The 13,582-nt window shown below is 68.6% G+C and carries 18 protein-coding genes; 17 read left to right on the top strand and 1 reads right to left on the bottom strand.

Translation table 11 applies throughout. From position 1 onward, the window contains the following. Window positions 1-6: 6 nt before the first annotated feature. The 10 genes from mlaD (at window position 7) to hisD (ending at window position 8,073) form a co-directional block, all read left to right on the top strand. Window positions 7-495, top strand: a complete 489-nt coding sequence (mlaD, locus tag LWW96_RS14475; RefSeq protein ID WP_291488163.1) for an outer membrane lipid asymmetry maintenance protein MlaD — start codon at window positions 7-9, stop codon at window positions 493-495. A gap of 77 nt (window positions 496-572) precedes the next feature. Next, the gene (locus tag LWW96_RS14470; RefSeq protein ID WP_291488197.1) at window positions 573-1,298 is read left to right on the top strand and encodes a VacJ family lipoprotein; all 726 of its coding nucleotides are present in this window, start codon (window positions 573-575) and stop codon (window positions 1,296-1,298) included. Window positions 1,299-1,486: 188 nt separating this feature from the next. Next, window positions 1,487-2,131: an ABC transporter substrate-binding protein gene (locus tag LWW96_RS14465; protein WP_291488161.1), complete on the top strand. Its 645-nt coding sequence runs from the start codon at window positions 1,487-1,489 to the stop codon at window positions 2,129-2,131. A gap of 40 nt (window positions 2,132-2,171) precedes the next feature. Then, window positions 2,172-2,444: an STAS domain-containing protein gene (locus LWW96_RS14460; protein WP_291488159.1), complete on the top strand. Its 273-nt coding sequence runs from the start codon at window positions 2,172-2,174 to the stop codon at window positions 2,442-2,444. Between the two features lie 56 nt (window positions 2,445-2,500). Continuing rightward, window positions 2,501-3,499: an ABC transporter ATP-binding protein gene (locus tag LWW96_RS14455; protein ID WP_291488157.1), complete on the top strand. Its 999-nt coding sequence runs from the start codon at window positions 2,501-2,503 to the stop codon at window positions 3,497-3,499. Further along, window positions 3,496-4,251, top strand: coding sequence for an ABC transporter permease (locus LWW96_RS14450; RefSeq protein WP_291488155.1), 756 nt, complete (start codon window positions 3,496-3,498; stop codon window positions 4,249-4,251). The genes LWW96_RS14455 and LWW96_RS14450 overlap by 4 nt, the downstream gene beginning before the upstream one ends. A gap of 105 nt (window positions 4,252-4,356) precedes the next feature. Further along, entirely contained in the window at window positions 4,357-4,599 is a 243-nt protein-coding gene (locus tag LWW96_RS14445) for a BolA family protein (protein WP_291488153.1), read from the top strand. Window positions 4,600-4,682: 83 nt separating this feature from the next. Then, a complete protein-coding gene (gene murA, locus LWW96_RS14440; RefSeq protein ID WP_291488151.1) occupies window positions 4,683-5,969 on the top strand; it encodes a UDP-N-acetylglucosamine 1-carboxyvinyltransferase in 1,287 nt (428 codons plus the stop codon). Window positions 5,970-6,066: 97 nt separating this feature from the next. Beyond that, on the top strand, window positions 6,067-6,714 hold the full coding sequence (hisG, locus tag LWW96_RS14435) for an ATP phosphoribosyltransferase (protein ID WP_291488196.1): 648 nt from the start codon (window positions 6,067-6,069) through the stop codon (window positions 6,712-6,714). A 24-nt stretch (window positions 6,715-6,738) separates the two neighbouring features. After that, a complete protein-coding gene (gene hisD / locus LWW96_RS14430; protein ID WP_291488149.1) occupies window positions 6,739-8,073 on the top strand; it encodes a histidinol dehydrogenase in 1,335 nt (444 codons plus the stop codon). Here hisD and LWW96_RS14425 read toward each other — a convergent pair. Next, window positions 8,060-8,506 (bottom strand): DUF2917 domain-containing protein, encoded by a 447-nt coding sequence (locus tag LWW96_RS14425; protein WP_291488147.1) that lies wholly within the window; start codon window positions 8,504-8,506, stop codon window positions 8,060-8,062. The genes hisD and LWW96_RS14425 overlap by 14 nt on opposite strands. Before the next feature lie 152 nt (window positions 8,507-8,658). Between LWW96_RS14425 and LWW96_RS14420 the strand changes: the two genes are divergently transcribed. The 7 genes from LWW96_RS14420 to LWW96_RS14390 form a co-directional block, all read left to right on the top strand. Continuing rightward, window positions 8,659-10,116 carry a PLP-dependent aminotransferase family protein gene (locus LWW96_RS14420; protein WP_291488145.1) on the top strand — a complete coding sequence of 486 codons (1,458 nt, stop codon included), beginning with the start codon at window positions 8,659-8,661 and terminating at the stop codon, window positions 10,114-10,116. Between the two features lie 76 nt (window positions 10,117-10,192). After that, window positions 10,193-10,417, top strand: coding sequence for a CopG family transcriptional regulator (locus LWW96_RS14415; protein ID WP_291488143.1), 225 nt, complete (start codon window positions 10,193-10,195; stop codon window positions 10,415-10,417). 7 nt (window positions 10,418-10,424) lie between these two features. Continuing rightward, window positions 10,425-10,877: a PIN domain-containing protein gene (locus tag LWW96_RS14410; RefSeq protein WP_291488141.1), complete on the top strand. Its 453-nt coding sequence runs from the start codon at window positions 10,425-10,427 to the stop codon at window positions 10,875-10,877. Continuing rightward, window positions 10,874-11,992 carry a histidinol-phosphate transaminase gene (hisC, locus tag LWW96_RS14405; RefSeq protein WP_291488139.1) on the top strand — a complete coding sequence of 373 codons (1,119 nt, stop codon included), beginning with the start codon at window positions 10,874-10,876 and terminating at the stop codon, window positions 11,990-11,992. Before LWW96_RS14410 ends, hisC begins: the two co-directional genes overlap by 4 nt. Continuing rightward, window positions 11,989-12,627: an imidazoleglycerol-phosphate dehydratase HisB gene (hisB, locus tag LWW96_RS14400; protein ID WP_291488137.1), complete on the top strand. Its 639-nt coding sequence runs from the start codon at window positions 11,989-11,991 to the stop codon at window positions 12,625-12,627. The genes hisC and hisB overlap by 4 nt, the downstream gene beginning before the upstream one ends. Window positions 12,628-12,688: 61 nt before the next feature. After that, window positions 12,689-13,357 (top strand): imidazole glycerol phosphate synthase subunit HisH, encoded by a 669-nt coding sequence (hisH, locus tag LWW96_RS14395; protein ID WP_291488135.1) that lies wholly within the window; start codon window positions 12,689-12,691, stop codon window positions 13,355-13,357. Between the two features lie 64 nt (window positions 13,358-13,421). Then, window positions 13,422-13,582 (top strand): HisA/HisF-related TIM barrel protein (locus tag LWW96_RS14390; RefSeq protein WP_291488194.1); only part of this gene is annotated, 161 nt, incomplete at its 3' end.

The following is a 13,582-nucleotide window of genomic DNA, read 5'->3' as shown; positions in this document are numbered from 1 at the left end:
CAAACAATGCAACGCTCCAAAAATGATGTGTGGGTCGGGCTGTTCGTGATGCTGGGAGCGGCGGCACTGGTGTTTCTGGCGCTGCAGTCGGCCAATCTGCTGAGCCTGAACTTCCAGTCCGGCTACCGCATCACCGCACGCTTTGACAACATTGGCGGCCTCAAGCCCCAGGCCGCCGTGCGCAGTGCCGGGGTGGTGGTGGGGCGGGTGGAATCCATCGCGTTCGACGACAAGACCTTTCAGGCCCGCGTGACGCTGGCCATGGAAAGCCGCTACGCGTTCCCCAAGGACAGCTCGCTCAAGATCCTCACCAGCGGGCTGCTGGGCGAGCAGTACATCGGGATCGAGGCCGGCGCCGACGAGAAGAACCTCGCGGCGGGCGACATGGTCACGGCGACCCAGTCGGCCGTGGTGCTGGAAAACCTGATCGGACAATTCCTCTACAGCAAGGCCGAAGACGGCGGCAAGCCCGCAGGGGCAGGTGACAAGAAATGAAGAACTCGCACAACACCCCTCTGGCAGCAGAGTGCGCCGCACGGGCGCCGGGGCGGCCCGGCGCGCGCCGCCTGGGCATGCTGGCGCTGGCCGGTGCGGCGTGGCTCTCGGGCTGCGCCACCGTGGCCAACCCCGACCCGCGGGACCCGCTGGAGTCGTACAACCGGAGCATGACGCGTTTCAACGACGAGGTGGACGCCATGGTGCTCCGGCCGGTGGCCGTGGCCTACCAGGACATCACGCCCGCGCCCGTGCGCACGGGGGTGAGCAACTTCTTTGCCAACATTGGCGACGTCTGGTCCTTCGTGAACAACGTGCTGCAGTTGCGCATGGAGGCCGCAGCTTCGTCGTTCATGCGCGTCAACGTCAACACCTTCATGGGGCTGGGCGGGGTGCTGGACATTGCCAGCGAGCTCGGCATCGACCGGTACAAGCAGGATTTCGGCCTGACCCTGGGCCGCTGGGGCATGGGCACGGGGCCGTACCTGGTGCTGCCCATCCTGGGCCCCTCCACGGTGCGCGATACCTTTGCGCTGCCGGTCGACTTCAAGGGCAACGTGGTGAGCTATGTGGACCCGGTATCGGCCCGCAATTCGCTGTACGCGCTGCGCGTGGTGGACACCCGCGCCAATCTGCTGCGGGCCGGCTCCGTGCTGGACAGCGCGGCGCTGGACAAGTACAGCTTCACGCGCGACGTGTTTCTGCAGGTGCGCAGCCAGGCGGGCGAGGCGCCGAACGGCAACGATGCGGCGGATGGCGCCGGCGGCAACGATGGCGTGCTGCCCGAAGAGCCGCCCCGCTGAGCGATCGGCACAGTGCGTCTTTGGTGGGCGGCGCAGTGGTTGCACTTGCTTGCAACCCGCAACCCGCGCGACGCATGGCCGGCCCTGCAGGGCCGCAGAATGGACGAACCCCCATGCCGCCAGGCCGGACCGGCCGGCCACTGGCGCCGTATCCGCGCCGGCATGAAAGAGAAAGCAGAGAAGACAACATGATGAATCGACGTACCCTGGGCCGTGCGGCCCTGTGCGCTGCGGCTGTGGCCTCCCTGGGCCTGCCGCTGCACGTGCTGGCGGCGGACGAAGCCCCGGACGCGCTGATCAAGCGCCTGTCTACCGAAGTGCTCAACTCCGTCAAGGGCGACAAGGCCATCCAGGGCGGCGACCTGGCCAAGATCATTGCGCTGGTCGACAAGACGGTGATGCCCAACGTCAACTTCCGCCGCATGACGGCGGCGGCCGTGGGTCCGGGCTGGCGCCAGGCTACGCCCGAGCAGCAAAAGCGCCTGCAGGATGAGTTCAAGGTGCTGCTCGTGCGCACCTATGCCGGGGCTCTGGCCCAGGTCAACGACCAGACCATCCAGGTCAAGCCGCTGCGTGCGGCGGCCGAAGACAAGGACGTGCTCGTGCGCACCGAGATTGTCGGGCGGGGCGACCCCATCCAGCTGGACTACCGGCTGGAGAAAACCCCCGGCGACGGCGCAGGCTGGAAAATCTACAACCTGAACGTGCTGGGCGTGTGGCTGGTGGAAACCTACCGCGGCCAGTTCGCCCAGGAGATCAACGCCAAGGGCATCGACGGCTTGATCGAAACCTTGGTGGCCCGCAACAAGGCCAATGCCGGCGCCAAGGGCTGAGTGCCTTCCGTCCCCCGTACCTTCTGCTTCCGCCGTGACCATGCTGGTCCTTCCCGCTGAACTGACCCACCGCCAGGCCACGGCGTGCCTGCGCATGCTGCTGCAGGGCCTGCGCATGCAGCGCGAGCCCGGGGTGGTGGTGGACGCGAGCGCGCTGACCGTGTTCGACACCGCGGCGCTGGCCGTGCTGCTGGAATGCCGGCGCGAGGCCCTGGCCGCCGGCAAGACCTTTGCCGTGCAGGGCCTGCCCGCGGCCCTGCGGGGCATGGCGGGGCTGTACGGGGTGGGGACGCTGCTGGCGCCTGCGTCCTGAGGCCCTCCGGGGGCTGGCGGCGCGTTCCGCGCCCAGGCCGTAAAATCGGGGGCTTCATGCCCGCAGTCTCCTTCCAAGCCGTTTCCAAGACCTTCGCCACGCCCAAGGGCCCTTTCCAGGCGCTGAACAACGTCAGCCTGGATATTGAAGAGGGCGAGTTCTTTGGCCTGCTGGGCCCCAATGGCGCGGGCAAGACCACTCTCATCAGCATCCTGGCCGGCCTGGCGCGCGCCACGAGCGGCCGCGTGCTCGTGCAGGGCAGCGACGTGCAGGCCGACTTTGCCGCTGCGCGCCGCAAGCTGGGCGTGGTGCCGCAGGAGCTGGTGTTCGACCCGTTCTTCAACGTGCGCGAATCGCTGCGCATCCAGTCGGGCTACTTTGGCGTGAAGAACAACGACGCCTGGATCGACGAGCTGCTGGAGAACCTGGGCCTGGCCGACAAGGCAAACGCCAACATGCGCCAGCTCTCGGGGGGCATGAAGCGCCGCGTGCTCGTGGCGCAGGCGCTGGTGCACAAGCCGCCCATCATCGTGCTGGACGAACCCACCGCCGGTGTGGACGTGGAACTGCGCCAGACCTTGTGGCACTTCGTCGCCCGGCTGAACAAGCAAGGCCATACGGTGCTGCTCACCACCCATTACCTCGAAGAAGCCGAGGCGCTGTGCGGCCGCATCGCCATGCTCAAGTCCGGACAGATCGTGGCGCTGAATGCGACCTCCGAGCTGCTGCAGTCCGCGTCGGGCAGCGTGCTGCAGTTCAAGACCGATGCCGCGCTTCCGCAGGGCCTGGCCGCCGCGGCGCGCGTGACCGGCCGCGTTGTGCAGCTGCCCGCGCGGGACGCGGCCGAGATCGAAAGCCACCTGGCCGCGCTGCGCTTGGCGGGCGTGGACGTGCACGACATGGAGATCCGTCGGCCGGACCTGGAAGACGTGTTCCTGCAGGTGATGTCGGGCACGCCGGCCGTCGCCGCGTCGGCTTCGCCCCGGCCGGGCGCGGCCGCCCTCGCGGGCGCGCGTGCGGACACGGTGGCGCCGCGCGTGGAGGCCGAGGCATGACGGGCTGGCAGACGCTGTTCTACAAGGAAGTGCTGCGCTTCTGGAAGGTGAGTTTCCAGACCGTGGCGGCGCCGGTGCTCACCGCCGTGCTGTACCTGCTGATCTTCGGCCACGTGCTGGAAGACCATGTGAAGGTGTACGACCGCATCAGCTACACGGCCTTCCTGGTGCCGGGGCTGGTGATGATGAGCGTGCTGCAGAACGCCTTTGCCAACAGCTCCTCCAGCCTGATTCAGAGCAAGATCATGGGCAACCTCGTGTTCGTGCTGCTCACGCCGCTGTCGCACTGGGCCTGGTTCGTGGCGTATGTGGGCTCGTCCGTCGTGCGGGGCCTGGTGGTGGGCCTGGGCGTGTTTGTGGTCACGCTGGCCTTTGCGCGCCCGGAATTCGCCGCGCCGGCGTGGGTGCTGGCGTTTGCCCTGCTGGGCGCGGCGCTGCTCGCCACGCTGGGCGTGATTGCCGGGCTCTGGGCCGACAAATTCGACCAGCTTGCCGCCTTCCAGAACTTCGTGGTCGTGCCCATGACGTTTCTCTCGGGCGTGTTCTATTCCATCCAGTCGCTGCCGCCCTTCTGGCAGACGGTGAGCCACCTCAACCCGTTTTTCTACATGATCGACGGCTTCCGCTACGGCTTCTTCGGCCAGAGCGACACGTCACCCTGGCTCAGCCTGGCGATCGTGGGCACCGCCTGGCTGGCCGTGAGCGCGCTGGCGGTCCGCCTGCTGCGCACGGGCTACAAGATCAGAAACTGATGAACATGCCCCTGAGTCGCTTTGCGCCGTTGCGGTGTCCGCCGGCCGGGGCCGCGCCAGCGCCAGCGCCTACCCGCAGACCCACCCATCCAAAGAGCCGCCGCCATGACCGCTGACCAACTCAAAGACCTCATCGCCGCCGGCCTGCCCTGCGAGCACATCACGCTGGAAGGCGACGGGCGCCACTGGTACGCCACCATCGTCTCGGCCGAGTTCGAGGGCAAGCGCCCCATCCAGCGGCACCAGCGGGTGTACGCCACGCTGGGCGCCAAGATGCACACCGACGAGGTGCATGCGCTGTCGATGAAGACCTTCACCCCCGCCGAATGGGCGGCGCAGGCCCGGTAAGCGGCGTTTTACTCATTTATTTATAGCTGCCAGCGCTTGTTGCATAAGGGCTGGAGCCTATTTTTATTCATATTTTTGTTGACATGGACAAACTCCTGATCCGCGGCGGCCGCACCTTGCAGGGCGAGGTGCCGGTGTCTGGCGCCAAGAACGCCGCCCTGCCGGAGTTGTGCGCCGCGCTGCTCACGGCCGAGCCGGTGACGCTGCTCAATGTGCCCCGGTTGCAGGACGTGAGCACCATGCTCAAGCTGATCCGCAACATGGGTGTGACGGCCGAGCGCGCCGAGGGCGACAGCGGCACGGCGCGTATCGACGCGAGCGCGCTCAGCACGCCCGAGGCACCGTACGAGCTGGTCAAGACCATGCGCGCGTCGGTGCTGGCGCTGGGCCCGCTGCTGGCGCGCTTTGGCGAGGCCACGGTGTCGCTGCCGGGCGGCTGCGCCATCGGCTCGCGGCCGGTGGACCAGCACATCAAGGGCCTGGCCGCGATGGGCGCCGACATCGTGGTCGAGCACGGCTACATGCTTGCCAAGCTGCCTGCTCTGTCGAAGGGTGGCCGCAAGCGCCTGAAGGGCGCGCGCATCACCACCGACATGGTCACGGTGACGGGCACCGAGAACTTCCTCATGGCCGCCGCCCTGGCCGAGGGTGAGACCGTGCTGGAGAACGCCGCCCAGGAGCCCGAGATCGTCGATCTGGCCGAGATGCTGATCGCCATGGGTGCGCAGATCGAAGGCCACGGCACCAGCCGCATCCGCATCCAGGGCGTGGACCGGCTGCACGGCTGCACCCACCGTGTGGTGGCAGACCGCATCGAGGCCGGCACCTTCCTGTGCGCCGTGGCGGCCACGGGCGGCGACGTCCTGCTGCGCCACGGCCGGGCCGACCACCTGGACGCCGTGATTGAAAAGCTGCGCGAGGCCGGCGCCACCGTGCAGGCCGTGGACGGCGGCATCCGCGTGCAAAGCCCCGGCGGTGGAGCGCTCAAGGCCCAGGGCTTCCGCACCACGGAGTACCCGGGCTTTCCCACCGACATGCAGGCCCAGTTCATGGCGCTCAACTGCATTGCCCAGGGCACGGCCACCGTGACCGAGACGATTTTTGAAAACCGCTTCATGCACGTCAACGAGCTGCTGCGCCTGGGCGCGAAGATCCAGGTGGACGGCAAGGTCGCCGTGCTGGAAGGCGTGCCGCGCCTGTCCGGCGCCACCGTGATGGCCACCGACCTGCGCGCCTCGGCCAGCCTGGTCATCGCCGGTCTGGTGGCCGACGGCGAAACCGTGGTGGACCGCATCTACCACCTGGACCGCGGCTATGACTGCATGGAAGCCAAACTGCGCGGCATTGGCGCCGATATTGAAAGAATATGACCCCCACGCTCCGCCACTGCGTTGGGTCGCTGCCCCCCGAGGGGGCCTTCGCGCCTTGGGGCGGCCCGGCGGCGCTCACTTCAGGAATCCTATGAGCATGATCACCCTGGCCCTTTCCAAGGGCCGCATCTTTGATGAAACCCTGCCGCTGCTGGCCGCCGCCGGCATCGAGGTGCTGGAAGACCCCGAAAAGTCCCGCAAGCTCATCCTGCCGACCAACCGCCCCGACGTGCGCGTGGTGCTGGTGCGCGCCACCGACGTGCCCACCTACGTGGAGTACGGCGGCGCGGACATCGGCGTGACGGGCAAGGACACCCTGATCGAGCACGGCGGCCAGGGCCTGTACCAGCCGCTGGACCTGCGCATCGCCAAGTGCCGTGTGAGCGTGGCCGTGCGCAGTGATTTCGACTACGCGCAGGCCGTGCGCCAGGGCTCGCGCCTGAAAGTGGCCACGAAGTACACCAGCATTGCCCGCGAGTTCTTCGCGGCCAAGGGCGTGCACGTGGACATGGTCAAGCTGTATGGCAGCATGGAACTGGCGCCGCTCACGGGCCTGGCCGACGCCATCGTGGACCTGGTTTCCACCGGCAACACGCTCAAGGCCAACCAGCTGGTTGAAGTCGCGCGCATCATGGACATCAGCTCCTACCTCGTCGTGAACCAGGCCGCGCTCAAGCTCAAGCAGGCGCCGCTGCGGCGCATCATCGATGCGTTTGCGTCGGCGATTCCGGCCGAGAAAAACTGATCCTCCTCCCCACCGAGTGACACTATGAATTTGGTAGCTACTCCTGCCCGTCTGTCCACCGCTGCGGCCACTTTCGAGGCTGATTTTGCAGCCCGCCTGCACTGGTCGGCCGACACCGACGCGGCCATCGAGCAGCGCGTGGCCGACATCCTGGCGGATGTGCAGCAGCGGGGTGACGCGGCCGTGCTGGAGTACACCGCGCGGTTTGACGGGCTGAGCGCGCCCGGGCTGTCCGCGCTGGAGCTGACCCCGGCGGAACTCCGGGCCGCGTTTGATGCGCTGCCGGCCGCGCAGCGCAAGGCCCTGCAGGCCGCCGCTGCCCGCGTGCGCAGCTATCACGAGGCGCAGAAGAAGGCCAGCGGCGAAAGCTGGAGCTACCGCGACGAAGACGGCACGCTGCTGGGCCAGAAGGTGACGCCCCTGGACCGCGTGGGCATCTACGTGCCCGGCGGCAAGGCGGCGTACCCGTCTAGCGTATTGATGAACGCCATCCCGGCCCATGTGGCTGGCGTGGGCGAGATCATCATGGTGGTGCCCACGCCCAAGGGCGAAAAGAACGCGCTGGTGCTGGCCGCCGCCTACGTGGCGGGCGTGACGCGGGCCTTCACCATCGGCGGCGCCCAGGCCGTGGCCGCGCTGGCCTATGGCACGGCCACCGTGCCCAAGGTGGACAAGATCACCGGCCCCGGCAACGCCTATGTGGCCAGCGCCAAGAAGCGCGTGTTCGGCACCGTGGGCATCGACATGATCGCGGGCCCCAGCGAAATCCTGGTGCTGGCCGACGGCACCACGCCGCCCGACTGGGTGGCCATGGACCTGTTCAGCCAGGCCGAACACGATGAGCTGGCCCAGAGCATCCTGCTGTGCCCGGACGCCGCCTACCTCGACGCCGTGCAGGCCGCCATCGACCGACTGCTGCCCACCATGCCGCGCGCCGAAATCATCGCCAAGAGCCTCACGGGCCGCGGCGCACTGATCCTCACCCGGGACATGGAAGAGGCCTGCGCCATCAGCAACCGCATCGCACCGGAACACCTGGAGGTGAGCAGCACCGACCCGCACCGCTGGGAGCCGCTCCTGCGCCACGCCGGGGCAATTTTCCTGGGGGCCTACACCTCCGAAAGCCTGGGCGACTACTGCGCAGGTCCCAACCACGTGCTGCCGACCAGCGGCACGGCGCGCTTCTCGTCCCCGCTGGGCGTGTACGACTTCCAGAAGCGCAGCAGCCTCATCGAGGTGAGCGAGGCCGGCGCCCAGGTGCTGGGCGCCATCGCCGCCGAGCTGGCCTACGGCGAGGGCCTGCAGGCCCACGCGCAGGCGGCCGAGATGCGGCTCAAGGCCGGCATCACGCCGCGCTGACGGCGCAGACCGGGCCGGCAGCGCCCGGGGGCAGGCTGCAGCCCACCGGGCTGCTGGCGTGCGGCACGGCCGCCAGAGCCTGCGGTGCGGCTGTGGGCGCTGGCGGGTAGGCCGCGCCGGGCACCGCCAGGTGCCGGGCCCAGTTCAGCCGCGCGGGGCGGCGGCCTTCCGCGCTCACGCGCAGCCGCACCGGGCCGGCGAACGACAGGCGCTGGCCGGCGTCCAGGAAATAGTCTTCCAGCAGGCCGTCGCAGGTCACCCAGACGCGGCCGTGTTCCACCTCGAGCAGGGCGATGTCGCCCGCACGGAAGTCCAGCACCTGGACGGCCTGCAGCGGTGGCAGCGGCTGGCGGTTCCATTGCAGGCTCAGGGGTTCGGCGGCCTGGCTGGGCAGGGTGGGCGAGGGCGGGGTGGCGGTGTTCAGCGAGTTCATGGCCTCACTGTGCGGCGCGGCCGCGCGAAGCGCCACGGACAGGGGCGAAGGAACTGGGCCAGTACAGAGCGTCTGTACTGGCCCTCTGTACTGTGCGGGCTGCACCCGCTCTGTACTGGTTGCTGCCAGCTCGGCCAGTACAGAATGCCGCCATGAATTCCCTTGACGATGCGCCCCCGCTGTACCAGCGGATTGCCGAGCAACTGGCGCAACTGATCCGCAACGGCACCCTGGCACGCGGGGAGAAACTGCCCTCGGTGCGCGAACTGGCGCGCCAGCACGGCGTGGCGCAGACCACCGTGGTGCAGGCCTACCACTGGCTTGAGGATGCGCGGCTGATCACCCCGCGCCCGCGCTCGGGCTTCTTTGTGGCGGCGCGGCCCGTCAGCCTGCCTGAACCCAGCACGCCGCGCCCGCTGCGGCGCCCGCGCGAGGTGTCGGTGGACTGGCTGGGCCAGCGCGTCCTGGGGCGCGCCCAGCCGCAGGACATTGTGTCCTTCAGCAGCGGCACGCCGGGCCCCGAGCTGTTCAACCCCGACCGCGTGCGCCGCGCCGTGGTGCGCGCCGCCCAGCGGCACCGGCACCTGCTGTGCACCTATCCCACCACGACGGGGCACGAGGATGCGCGCCGCGCGCTGGCCCGCTACGCGGTCGGCCTGGGCTGCAGCCTGAACCCCGAGAACATCGTGATCACCGGCGGCTGCATGGACAGCATCGGGTTGTGCCTGCGCGCCGCCACGCAGCCGGGCGACGTGGTGGCGCTGGAGTCGCCCACGCACTTCTCGTTTCTGGAAGTGCTGCAGGGCCTGCACCTGAAGGCGCTGGAGATTCCGACCCACCCGCGCAACGGGCTGTCGCTCGACGCGCTGCAACTCGCGCTGGACACCCAGCCCGTCAAGGCCGTGATGGTGGTGCCCACGCTGAGCAACCCGCTGGGCAGCTGCATGCCGCAGGCCGAACGCAAGCGCTTGGCGCAGATGGCGTCGCGCCACGGGCTGGCCGTGATCGAAGACGCCATCTACAACGACCTGGCCGAGGGCGACGACATGCGCCGCACCGTGAAGTCGTACGACACCACCGGGCACGTCATGCTGTGCGATTCGTTTTCGAAGACGCTGGCCCCTGGCCTGCGCCTGGGCTGGCTGGAGGCCGGGCGCTGGACCGAGGCGCTGCGCGGCATCAAGGAGCTGCAGGAGGGCGGGCAGTCGGCGGTGCTGGAGCTGGCGCTGGCCGACCTCATCACCCAGGCCGGCCACGCGGCCGCCATGCGCCAGCTGCGCGCTGCCGTGGCGGCGCGCGTGGACGAGGCGCGGCGGGTGATCGCATCGCACTTCCCGCCGGGCACGCGGGTCAGCGACCCGCCCGGCGGCCTGCTGATGTGGCTGGAGCTGCCCCGCGCACTGGACGCCGTGCTGCTGCACGAGGCCTGCCTGGAGCAGAAGATCCTCATCGCGCCCGGCACGGTCTTCAGCACCAGCGGGCGGTTCCGCAACTGCCTGCGCATCGGCGTGGGGGGAGACTGGTCCCCCGCCCACCTGCAGGCCCTGCGCACCGTGGGAGAGATGGCCACGCACATGCTGCTGCAGGCCCCGCAGCCCAAGGCGGCGTAGCCTTACGGCAACGCGGCCTCCCGAAATTGCAGACACACGAAGTTCGTGTACCACGAAATTCGTGTACCATGGCCCCATGAAGAACATCACGGTCACCATGGACGACGCCGTCGCCGAATGGGTGCGCGTGGAAGCCGCCAAGCGCGGCAGCAGCGTGTCGCGCCTGCTGGGCGAATGGCTGGCCGAAAAGATGCGCCAGGAAGACGCCTACGCCCAAGCTATGCGCGAGGCGCTGAGCTTTGAGAGCTGGGACGCCTCCAGCGGCCCGTATGTTCCGCGCGACACCCTGTTCCTGCGCTGACACCCCCATGAGCACCGCCCCCATCTTTGTCGACACCGAGGTTCTGCTCGCCAGCGTGGACGAGCGCGATGCCGCCCGGCAGGCGCGCGCCCGCGAATGGATCAGCTTTTGCTGGCAGACGCGCAGCGGTCGCATCAGCTCGCAGGTCCTCAACGAGCTGTACAACCAGGCCATCCAGCGCTTTGACGGCCCGCGCGTGGTCCAGCAGGTGCGCGCCCAGGTGCGCCGCTTGCGCGTGTGGCTGCCGCCGCACCTGGATTCCTACACCGTGGACGGCGCCTGGGACCTGCAGGACCGCTACCGCCTGGGCTACTGGGACGCGCTCATCCTCTCGTCCGCCCACCAGCAGGGCTGCCGCTACCTGCTGACCGAGGCGCTGCCGCACGGCGAGCCCATGGACGCCGTGCGCCCGATCAACCCCTTCCTTGTTGCACCTTCAGAACTGGACACTGCCGAATGACTGCTCCATCGTCCCCCCTCCAGGCCCTGGCCCGCATCCGCCCTGACGTGCGCGCGATGCACTCCTACGTCGTGCAGCCCTCCACCGGCATGCTCAAGATGGACGCCATGGAAAACCCCTTCCGCCTGCCCGCGCACCTGCAGGCCGCGCTGGGCCAGCGCCTGGGGACGGTGGCGCTCAACCGCTATCCCGGCGACCGCATTGCCGACCTGAAGGCGGCCCTGGCCCGGTACGCGGGCATGCCCGAGGGCTGCGGCATCGTGCTGGGCAACGGCTCGGACGAACTGATCACCCTGCTGGCCCTGGCCTGCGCGCGCCCCGGCACGGGCGAGCGCGCCACCATGCTGGCACCCATGCCGGGCTTCGTGATGTACCCGCTGTCGGCGCAGCTGCAAGGGCTGGATTTCGTGGGCGTGCCGCTCACGCCCGACTTTGCGCTGGATGAACCCGCCATGCTGGCCGCCATCGACCAGCACAAGCCTGCCATCACCTACATCGCCTATCCCAACAACCCCACGGCCACGCTGTGGGACGAGGGCGCCGTGCAGCGCATCATCGACGCCGCGGGCGCGCAAGGCGGCCTGGTAGTGATGGACGAGGCCTACCAGCCCTTCGCCAGCCGCACCTGGATCGACCGCATGCGGGCCGAGCCCGCGCGCAACGCGCACGTGCTGCTCATGCGCACGCTCAGCAAGTTCGGCCTGGCGGGCGTGCGCCTGGGCTACCTCATCGGCCCGGCGGCGCTGGTGGGCGAGATCGACAAGGTGCGCCCGCCCTACAACGTGAGCGTGCTCAACTGCGAAGCCGCGCTGTTTGCGCTGGAGCACGCCGACGTGTTCGCTGCCCAGGCCGCGGAAATCCGTGCCGAGCGCACCACCGTGATCGCGGCCCTGCGGCAGATGCCCGGCGTTGAAAAATGCTGGGACAGCGAGGCCAACATGGTGCTGATCCGTGTGGCGGACGCCGCCAAGGTGTACGACGGCATGAAAAACCGCAAGGTGCTCATCAAGAACGTTTCTACAATGCACCCATTGCTGGCCAACTGCCTGCGCCTCACGGTGGGCGCCGCCGAAGACAACGCGCAGATGCTGGCCGCACTCCAAGCCTCTTTATGACCTCCTCCGCACTCGTTCCTTCCTCGGCAGCGCCGGACCCTCTGGCCGACCGCACCGCCGAGGTCAGTCGCAACACCGCCGAGACGCGCATTACCGTGCGCATCAACCTCGACGGCACCGGCCAGGCCAAGCTGCACACCGGCATCGGTTTCTTCGACCACATGCTGGACCAGATCGCCCGCCACGGGCTGATCGACCTCACGATCGACTGCGAAGGCGACCTGCACATCGACGGCCACCACACCGTGGAAGACGTGGGCATCACCCTGGGCCAGGCGTTCGCGCGCGCCGTGGGCGACAAAAAAGGCATCCGCCGCTACGGCCACGCCTACGTGCCGCTGGACGAGGCGCTGTCGCGCGTGGTGGTCGACTTCTCGGGTCGCCCCGGCCTGCACATGGACGTGAAGTTCACCGCCGGCAGCATCGGCCAGCTGGACACGCAGCTGGTCTACGAGTTCTTCCAGGGCTTCGTGAACCACGCGGGCGTGACGTTGCACATCGACAACCTCAAGGGCTTCAACGCCCACCACCAGTGCGAGACCATCTTCAAGGCGTTCGGCCGCACGCTGCGCGCCGCTCTGGAGCGCGACCCGCGCTCGGCCGGCGTCATTCCGTCCACCAAGGGCTCCCTGTAGGTTTTGTCCTAATTTCAAGCCAAATCGGCCTCCAACGCTTATCTGGCAAGCGCTAGCAGCTATGAATATGCAAGCAAAAACCGTTGCCGTCGTTGACTACGGCATGGGCAACCTGCGCTCGGTTTCCCAGGCCGTGCAGGCCGCCGCGGCCGGCAGCGGCTGGACCGTGGTGGTCACCCAGCGGCCCGAGGATGTGCGCGCCGCCGCGCGCATCGTGCTGCCCGGCCAGGGCGCCATGCCCGACTGCATGCGCGAACTGCGCGAGTCGGGCCTGCAGGCATCCGTGCTGGAGGCCGCCGCCCGCAAGCCGATGTTCGGCGTGTGCGTGGGCATGCAGATGCTGCTGGACCACAGCGCCGAGGGCGACACCCCGGGCCTGGGCCTGATCCCCGGCGAGGTGCGCAAGTTCGACCTGGCCGGCAAGACCCAGCCCGACGGCAGCCGCTACAAGGTGCCGCAGATGGGCTGGAACCGCGTGCACCAGGTGCCCCACGGCGGACAGGTCCACCCGGTGTGGGCGGGCGTGCCGGACCAGAGCTACTTCTACTTTGTGCACAGCTTCTATGCCGTGCCGCAAGACCCCGCCCATTGCGCGGGGCAGACGGACTACGGCGGTGTGTTCGCGGCCGCCGTTGCACGCGATAATATTTTTGCGACCCAGTTCCACCCCGAGAAGAGCGCGGAGCACGGCCTGGCCCTGTACCGCAATTTTCTGCACTGGAATCCCTGAGAACCCCCGTCAACCTGTTCGGGCCGAGCCCTGACTCGCCCTTTTTCCCCGAACTTCCATCACCATGCTGCTCATCCCCGCCATTGACCTCAAAGACGGCCACTGCGTTCGCCTCAAGCAAGGCGATATGGACCAATCCACCACCTTCGGCGAAGACCCGGCGGCCATGGCGCGCAAGTGGGTGGACGCCGGCGCGCGGCGCCTGCACCGGGTGGACCTGAACGG

The organism is Acidovorax sp., from assembly GCF_021287135.1.
Lineage (GTDB): Bacteria > Pseudomonadota > Gammaproteobacteria > Burkholderiales > Burkholderiaceae_C > Acidovorax.
The sequence above is the reverse complement of the archived record's forward strand: the minus strand, read 5'-3'. Positions and strand labels throughout refer to the sequence as shown.